Raw genomic sequence first — 8,476 nt, forward strand, 5'->3', positions numbered from 1 at the left:
CCCCTGCGCCTGCTCCTGCGCCTCCTCCTGCTGCGCCTCGCCATCGCGTGAGGTGACTGCCGGACTCGGCCCGACCTCGACGGACGCGAGGTCCACGAGCTCGCCGGTGTCGTACCCGGACGCGAGGCCGCCGGTGTCGTTCCCGGAGACGAAGACCAGCGTTGCCAGCCCTACTCGGTCCGCACGGTGTCGGGGAGCTGAGCACCGGCGTGAGTCAGTCCACTCGCCGGGCGGGCGGCACGGCCGCCGTTCAGTCGATGGTGTCGCTCAAGCCCAGCACCCTTGGGGAGACGCCGAGCCCTCCCGGTGTTGTGGCGGGCTGGGTCAGCCGCGCCAGGTTCGGATGCGGTCCGCGGCCTGGTAGACGGTGGTCTTGCCGGCCTGGATGTCGCGGACGAGGTCGACCATGGCACCGTGCGGCGGGTCGATGCCCTCGCCGGAGGCGTGCATGTAGGACGCGGTGACCTGACAGGCGTACAGGCTGTTGCGGTGCGGGAGGGGTTGCAGGCGGATCAGGGTGTGCAGGAGGGCTGCGGCCCGCCAGGCGGGGTCGGGGTCGGCCGTGGTGGGGCGCGGGATGCGGGTTCTGTGGCGGGCGACTGCGGCGACGAGAGCGGAGTAGTCGGCGACGCTGACGTCTTCGGGGACGGCCTGTTCCTGGACGTCCAGGAGCCAGGGGACGTCGATGTGAAGGATCATCAGGCGGCGTCCGCCCCGCGGTCGCGGGTGGCGGGCGGGGCCTCGTCGGGGAAGGCGTCGTCGAACTCGGCCTGGTGCGCTTCGCCCCAGGAGGCGGCGTAGCGGACGAACTGGCGGCGTCGGCGTTCGCGCAGCGACAGGTCGTGGACGTACTGCTTGAGGGACTTGCCTTCGGCGGCCGCTGCTGCGCGGACCTCCTCCAGCTCCTCTTCGGTGAAGGTGACGTTCAAGGACGGCATATCCCGAGGGTACCTACTTGGTACCGCGTCACGCCATGGATGTCGTCCCGGTGCCCGTCGGCTGTCCCAGACCGCTGCTTCGCCCGCAGGACCGTTCATGTCACCGCAGCGTCGAACCGCGCGGACGTGCCAACGCGTCCGCCCGCCGGCGCAGTACCCATCAGCGCTGCTCTCCGGCTGTCTCCGTAGACTCTGCGGGGTCCGTGGATCGGATGACTCCGTCGACCGTGTCGGGCATGTCGCCGACAGCAGCCAGTCCGAGCCCGTTGGAGCCTGAGATCATGAGCGGACCGACTCAGGACCCCCACTTCCTCCCGGAGCCCTACGCGGCCTCGCGGGCCGCAGGGCCGGTGCGGCTTGTGCCCGCCGGTTCCGGTGACCGTCCCGGCTACCTGGTCACCGGCTACGCGGAGGCCCGCGAGGCCCTCGGCGATGCTCGGCTCTCGAAGGACACGGCGGCGTTCTTCTCAGGCAAGGAGTCACGACGTCGCCTGCACCCCGCGGTCGCGCAGACCATGCTGGCCAGCGACCCGCCCCGGCACACCCGGCTGCGCAAGCTGGTGACCAAGGCGTTCACCACGGGGGCCGTCGCGGAGCTGCGTCCGTTCATCGCCCGGGTCACGGACGAGCTGTTGGACCAGTGGCGCGTCGGCGAACCGTTCGACTTCGTTGCCGGCCTGGCGGTACCCCTGCCGGTCACCGTGATCTGTGAGCTGCTCGGAGTCCCTGAGGGCGACCGGTCCGACGTCCAGCGCTGGTCCGCCGAGCTGTTCGCGGCGGGAAGGCCCGACGTCATCGATACGGCCTCTCACGCGGTGGCGGAGTACATGACGGGCCTCATCGCCGCCAAGCGCCGGGACCCGGGCGGCTCCCTCCTCGACCGACTCGTCTCGGCGCGCGACGGAGGCGACCACCTGAGCGAGGAGGAGCTGGTCTCCCTGGCCGTGCTGCTGCTCGTGGCCGGTCACGAGACCACCGCGAGCGCCCTCGGCAACGCCGTCCTGGCGCTGCTCCAGAACCCGGGCGCGCTGGATCGTCTTCGGGCGCACCCGGACGAGATCCCTGCCGCGCTGGACGAATTCCTCCGCTTCGACTCCTCGGTGAGTACGGCCACCTTCCGGTTCACCACGGAGGCCGTCACGCTCGGCAGCACCACCATCCCGACCGGCGTTCCGGTCCTGGTCGCCCTCGGGGCTGCCAACCGGGACCCAGCGCGGTTCCCGGCGCCGGACCAGCTCGATCTGGACCGGGACGCGGCCGCGCACCTCGCCTTCGGTCATGGCATCCACCGCTGTGTCGGTGCGCCCCTGGCCAAGGCCGAGCTGGAGATCGCCCTACGGTCGGTGCTCAGGTTCCCGGGAGTCCGGCTCGCCCACCCTCCTGGAGAGCTGCGGTGGCGACGGACCCGGCTGATCCGGGGCTTGGAATCGTTGCCCCTGCTGAGGTGAAGAAGTGGGACCCGCTGCGGACCAGAGCCGCTCGCGCCCGTGCGTGAGCGAGGTGTCGGCATGGGGAACGGTCGCTGCCACGGCGCCCCTCAGGGCCGCAGCGGTGCGCTCACCGGCCGCGCCGGTCGACGCGGATGAGTGTCTGCTGGCCGGTGGCGACGAGCTTGCGCTCGCCGCCGGGCCGGACGCCGAACACCTCCAGTCCGCATACGGTCAGCGCCCGTCCGGGCTTCAGGACGGTCCCGATCGCCTCCAGGTGGTCGCCGACGGCGGGCGCGAGGAGGTTGATCTTGTATTCGACGGTGAGGACCTCGGAGTCCTCGTCGAGGAGGGTGAGCGCGGCGTAGCCGCCGGCACTGTCGGCGATGGCACTCGTGGCACCGGCGTGGACGTAGCCGTGCTGCTGACCCACCTCGGGACGGGCCGGAAGCACGATACGGACCTGTCCGGGGCCGATGTGAGCGAGGTGTGCGCCGAGGTGGGACATCAGACCCTGGAGGTCGAAGCTGTCCTGGACACGCTTCCTGACCGCGGGGTTCGCCTGTTCCTGCTGACTCCGGTCTTCCCTACGCGCTCTCCTTCGGGGCCGTGTCGGGTGGAGCGGTACGGGCTCCTCAGCATGCCGGGCGGGCCACCCGTGGGGTCCTCCGGCCGGGCGTGCCACCCGTGGGAACACGCCGATGGCGATCATCATGGCACCGCCGGTCCGGGTGACGGACCGGGTGGAAGCGGGCCGGTTCACCTCTTCGACCGGTGCATCCTCGTGTAGGGCCCGCCCCGGTCGATGAGCTCGTCATGGGTTCCCGCCTCCGCGATGCGACCGCGGTCCATCACAACGATCCGGTCGGCGTCGCGGATCGTGGAGAGGCGGTGTGCGACCACGAAGACCGTCCGGCCCCGTACCAGGCGGCTCAGCGCCTGCTGGATCAGGGCCTCCGAGTGGGTGTCCAGTGCCGAGGTGGCTTCGTCGAGGACGAGCACGCGCGGGTCGCGGATGAGAGCACGGGCGATGGCCAGGCGCTGCCTCTGGCCTCCTGAGAGCCGGGCGCCGCGCTCCCCCACGACGGTGTCGAGGCCATGGGGGAGGCTGTCGACGAACTCCAGCGCGTTGGCGTGCCGGAGGGCCTGTCGCACGGCGTCCTTGCCGACGTCACGCAGACCGTACGTGACGTTCTCCTCGATCGTGCCCTCGAAGAGGATCGACTCCTGGGGCACGACGGAGACGAAGCGGCGGTAGCTCCTCAGGTCGAGCCGGGCCATGTCGGTCCCGTCGAGGAGAACGCGTCCGCCGGTGGGACGGATGAAGCCGATGAGCAGGTTGAGGACGGTGGACTTGCCCGCTCCCGACGCCCCGACGAGAGCGACGGTCTCGCCGGGCCGTGCCGACAGGGTCACTTCTTCGACGGCCGTCCTGCGGTCCGCCGCGCCGGGCTCCTCGTACGCGAAGGTCACGTTCTCGAAGTCGATGCGGCCCTCGACGGTGGAGACCCGGTCCTTGCCGGTGTTCTGCTCCAGGTCGGGCTCCTGGAGCACTTCGCCGATGGACCGGACCGACTCCAGGCCCTTGCTCAGGACCGGAGCGAGGCTGAGCAGTGTGGTGACGGAACCGGTCAGAACGGTGAAGAAGCCGCTCAGCATGACGACGTCGCCGGCCGTGACGGGGAGCCAGCCGTGGTGGGCGACCAGCGCCGAACCCGTCAGGCACAGCAGACCGAGGGTGTTGAGGATGATCCACGCCAGGGAGCCGAAGCGCCCGTTGAGCAGATCGAGCCGGATGCCCTCCGAGCGGACCTCGTGCAGCGAGGCGTTCACCCGGCCGAGGGCCGCGTGCTCCAGGCCGTGGGCCCGGGTGATGGGGATGAGTGTGGTCATCTCCCCGACGCGTGAAGACAGTTGCTCGACACGACGGCGGAAGAGTTCGTTCTGGTCCCGCAGGCGGCCCCGGAGCCGCATCACCAGCAGCCCCGCCGCCGGAACGACGATCAGGAAGACCGGCAGGAACGACGGGACCCTCAGCCCGATGACGACCAGGCCCCCGATGAGGGTGACCACCGCCGCGAGTCCGAGGTCGGCGCACTGCATGAGCATCTGCTCGATCGCCTCGGCGTCCCTGATGACCTTGGCCTGCAGGACTCCGGCGCTGGTCCGCGAGTGGTAGCCGATCGACAGCTGTTGCATGCGCGCGCACAGGGCAGATCGCAGCAGGGTGCCGAGGCCGCGCACGGTGGTTCCCATGCAGCGGACGTAGACGAGGTGCAGGGGGAAGTTCAGCAGGAGGACGGTCAGCAGGACCACGGTGGCGGTCCACAGCTCGGACACGGGCCGGTGTTCCACCACCACGTCGAGGATCACCGCCGTGATCAGCGGCAGCAGCCAGATCGGGCTGTGCTTCGCGACGAACGCCAGGACCGCAAGCGTCAGTCGGCGAAGCTCGGGACGCAGGAGCCGCCCGAGGGTGCGAACGGGGTGCTCGCCGCTGTACGTGTGGTCACCGGGCAGGGCGGTCGTCCGTGGGGTGGGCTGTCTCTGTCGCATCGCATGTCATCTCTGCTGTGTCGGAATGCAGGATGCGGGCGGCGCGCCGGCCCGTGGACCGGTCGCGCCGCCCGTACCCCTTATGCCTGCCGCGCTCGCGTCACCAGGTGGAGGGCGCCGGCGGGGCGACGACCGGGGGTCGGTCGTCGCACGTGATGGTGTTGGGCAGCATCCACGGCGCGAGCCAGCCGCCGTCGTTGCCGCCGCGGTCGACGAGGGCGAACTCGGAGCCCGAGGCGGGGAAGTTGAAGGAGCCGCAGTTGTTCACGCCGACCGCACCGACGTTGCGGGCGTCGACGTTCTCGAACGTGGCGGAGCCCTTCACCCGGGCGCTGAGCACCGAGGTCCCGGTGCCGTCGACGCGGATGTCCTTGAAGTGCACGGCCGGGACGTCGACCTTGTCCTTCACCCCGTACTCGCTGACCAGCATGATCGCGTTGTAGGTCGAGTCCAGGTAGTGATCGCCGGTGACCTGGATGTCGGCGTCGATGCTCTTGTCCAGGGCGTAGAACCAGATCGCTCCGAGGCCGATCTTCCAGTTGAGGTCCAGGGTGCCGGAGCGGACCGCGGTGTTGTCGGTGAAGCGGAGCGTGCCGGTGAAGGGCTCGGCCCCGAACCGGGAGCCGGCGTGCAGACCGCTGCCCTCGCGGACGGGGTCGGCGACGAGGTTGCCGCTGACGGTGTTGTCCTCGCCGCCGTAGATCGCGATGCCGTTGGCGAGAGTCGGGGACTGGACGGTGTTGCGGGAGAAGACGTTGCGCGCGTCGGTGGTCGTGTCCGACCACATGGCCAGTCCGTCGTCGCCGGTGTTGCGGACGAAGTTGTTGTGGGCGAGGGAGTCGGTCACTCCGGTGTGGAAGTTCAGGGCGTCGGCGATCTGGTCGGTGATCACGTTGTTCGTGACCCTCACGTTCGACATGGGGCCGTCGAACCACAGGCCGACCTTGGTGTGGTGCAGGTAGAGGCGGTCGATCGTGGAGTCGCTCATGGCGCCACCGATCGCGTTCACCTGGTCGCTGTCGATCCGCTCGCGGACGTCTCCCTCGATGGCGAAGCCACGCAGGTGCACGTTCCGGCTGCCGCCCTGGGCCGCGCTCTTCCCGTAGAGGCCGACGCCGGTGTGCCGGGATCCGTCGGCTGCGGGCGCGGCCAGGGTGACCTGGCGGCCCTTGAGGATGGTGTGCCAGTTGCCGGCGCCGACGATGGTGACGTCGTCGACGATGATGTGGCGGTCGACCCGGTAGGTGCCCGGCGGCAAGTAGACCGGACGGTCGATCCGGCGGGCGAGGGCGACGGCGCGCTCGATGGCGGGTGCCGCGTCACGCCGGCCGGTGGGGTCGGCGCCGAAGGCCAGGACGTTCACGCCGCCGCGTTCCACGTGCGGCGCGGCGACCAGCTCGGTGTCGAGGAGGTCGATGACCGTCCAGGCGGCGGGGCTGCCCGCGGGGACGGAGAGGCGGACCCGGTCGCCCGCCTTGTAGGTGCGGCCGAGGTGGAGCCGCTGCTCGTCGTAGAAGTGGGTGGGCCGGAAGGGCTTGGTGATCTCCGGGGCCGGGGTGGTGGCGGCGGGGACGCACGCGCACTCGGTGATCCACCAGTCGGGGTGGAGGAGGTCCGCGCGCGGGTCGTTGGTGAAGGGGTACTGGTTGTAGAGCCAGGAGTACTGGGAGGTCAGCGTCATCGTCTTGCGGTGGCGTCCGTCGACACTGACGTCGAGCGGAGCGGTGATGCCGCCGCCCTGGGGAGCGTCGGGGAGGCTGTAGCGGACGGTGAGGGCGTTGGCCGCACGCGGGAGGACGAACTCGACGTGCTGCCCGGAGGTGAGCCGCACCGCGGAACGTCCTGACGCCTCGGAGGGAAGCGTGTACGGGGTGCGGTCCGGGCCGATGATCGCGCCGTCGGTGGTGGCGTTCTCCGCCTCCTGCTCGTCGAAGGCGACGGTGGCACCGCGTCCGGCAACGAGTTCAGGGGCGAGGGCCGCCCTGGTGACCACGGGGCCGGAGGTGCCGGCGGCCCGTTCCTGGCCCGCCGCCGCGACGCCGTCGAGGGCCACGCTCATGCTCAGCGCGAGGGCAGCGGTCGCCAGGACGGCTCTTCGGCCGTTGCGCGCGCCGCGTCCGGATCGGCTCGAATTCATTTCGGGCTCACTTCTGTCAGAGGTGATGCGGACATCGCCCGGGCGTGAGGCCCGGACCGTGGGAGCAGCAGGCCCGGTGCGCGGACTTCGCGAGGTCCGCGCACCGGGTTTTCCCGCCGTGGGCGGCGTGGTCAGGTACGCAGCCAGACGGCGGTGTCCGAGGGGAGCGTGCCGTCCGCCGGCAGCTCTGCGCTGGCCAGCAGGACCTTGGTGTGCGAAGGGAGGAGCACGGGCGCGTCGGAGAGGTTGACGACGCAGAGGAGGTTCTCCGCGCGGGCGAAGGTCAGGATCCCCTCGGGGGCCGGCAGCCATCCCATGGGGCCGTCTCCGAATCCGGTCTCGGCGCGGCGCAGCGCCAGCGCTGTGCGGTAGAGGCTGAGCATCGATCCGGGATCGGCCGCCTGCCGGTCGACGGCGTAGCGGGCCCAGTCGGCGGGCTGCGGCAGCCACGGTTCGGCATCCGTATCGGCGACGAAGCCGTACGAGGGTGCTCCCGCCTCCCAGGGCAGGGGGACGCGGCAGCCGTCGCGGCCGGGGTCGGTGCCGCCGGAGCGGGCGTGCATGGGGTCCTGAATGCGGTCCAGGGGGATGTCGGCCTCGGGCAGGCCGAGTTCTTCGCCCTGGTACAGGTAGACCGAGCCGGGGAGGGCGAGGGTGAGGAGGGCGGCGGCGCGGGCGCGGCGGGTGCCGAGTTCCAGGTCGGTGGGGGTGCCGAAGCGCTTCCTGGCGAAGTCGAAGCCGGTGTCCTCGCGGCCGTAGCGGGTGGTGGTGCGGGTGACGTCGTGGTTGCAGAGGACCCAGGTGGCGGGGGCGCCGACGGGGGCGTGTTCGGCGAGGGTGTCGTCGATGGTGCGGCGCAGCCGGTCCGGGTCCCAGGGGCAGGAGAGGAAGTTGAAGTTGAAGGCGGTGTGCAGTTCGTCCGGGCGCAGGTAGCGGGCGAAGCGTTCGGAGTCGGGCAGCCAGACCTCTCCGACGAAGACGGCGCCGTACGTGTCCGCGATGGCCCGCCATGAGCGGTAGATGTCGTGGATCTCGTCGAGGTCGACGTAGGGGTGCCGATCGACGCCCTCCGTGAAGTCGCGGAGGTCGGGGTCCTTGGTGAGCAGTGCGGCCGAGTCGATCCGTACGCCGGCGACTCCGCGTTCGAACCAGAAGCGCAGGATCTCCTCGTGTTCGCGGCGTACGTCGGGGTGGGCCCAGTTGAGGTCGGGTTGCTCGGGGGTGAAGAGGTGGAGGTACCACTCGCCGTCGGAGACTTGGGTCCACGTGTTCCCGGAGAACTGGGAGGGCCAGTCGTTGGGCGGGAGTTCGCCGTTCTCGCCGCGGCCGGGGCGGAAGTGGAACAGCTCGCGTTCCGGGCTGCCGGGGCCGGCGGCGAGCGCGGCCCGGAACCAGGCGTGCTGGTCGGAGACGTGGTT

Annotated in this window: 7 protein-coding genes; 1 reads left to right on the forward strand and 6 read right to left on the reverse strand. The window is 70.8% G+C overall.

What is annotated here, in order from left to right; all coding sequences use genetic code 11:
- Positions 1 to 324: 324 nt before the first annotated feature.
- Entirely contained in the window at positions 325 to 699 is a 375-nt protein-coding gene (locus tag ABT129_RS31930; RefSeq protein ID WP_351908566.1) for a toxin Doc, read from the reverse strand.
- Positions 699 to 938, reverse strand: a complete 240-nt coding sequence (locus ABT129_RS31935; protein WP_351908568.1) for a type II TA system antitoxin, ParD family — start codon at positions 936 to 938, stop codon at positions 699 to 701. The genes ABT129_RS31930 and ABT129_RS31935 overlap by 1 nt, the downstream gene beginning before the upstream one ends.
- A 281-nt stretch (positions 939 to 1,219) precedes the next feature.
- On the opposite strand from ABT129_RS31935, the gene ABT129_RS31940 reads away from it, so the two are divergent.
- Positions 1,220 to 2,386: a cytochrome P450 family protein gene (locus tag ABT129_RS31940; RefSeq protein WP_351908570.1), complete on the forward strand. Its 1,167-nt coding sequence runs from the start codon at positions 1,220 to 1,222 to the stop codon at positions 2,384 to 2,386.
- 109 nt (positions 2,387 to 2,495) lie between these two features.
- On the opposite strand, the gene ABT129_RS31945 is transcribed toward ABT129_RS31940, so the two are convergent.
- From ABT129_RS31945 to ABT129_RS31960, 4 genes are all read right to left on the reverse strand, one after another.
- Complete coding sequence (locus tag ABT129_RS31945) at positions 2,496 to 2,873, reverse strand: PaaI family thioesterase (RefSeq protein ID WP_351908572.1); 378 nt, start codon at positions 2,871 to 2,873, stop codon at positions 2,496 to 2,498.
- 251 nt (positions 2,874 to 3,124) lie between these two features.
- A complete protein-coding gene (locus ABT129_RS31950; RefSeq protein WP_351908574.1) occupies positions 3,125 to 4,921 on the reverse strand; it encodes an ABC transporter ATP-binding protein in 1,797 nt (598 codons plus the stop codon).
- 100 nt (positions 4,922 to 5,021) lie between these two features.
- A complete protein-coding gene (locus ABT129_RS31955; RefSeq protein ID WP_351908588.1) occupies positions 5,022 to 6,980 on the reverse strand; it encodes a glycosyl hydrolase family 28-related protein in 1,959 nt (652 codons plus the stop codon).
- A 209-nt stretch (positions 6,981 to 7,189) separates the two neighbouring features.
- The coding region (locus ABT129_RS31960) for an alpha-amylase family glycosyl hydrolase (RefSeq protein WP_351908576.1) at positions 7,190 to 8,476 on the reverse strand (1,287 nt) is incomplete at its 5' end.

The sequence above is a fragment of the Streptomyces sp. NPDC002057 genome, from assembly GCF_040296665.1.
Taxonomy (GTDB): Bacteria; Actinomycetota; Actinomycetes; order Streptomycetales; family Streptomycetaceae; genus Streptomyces.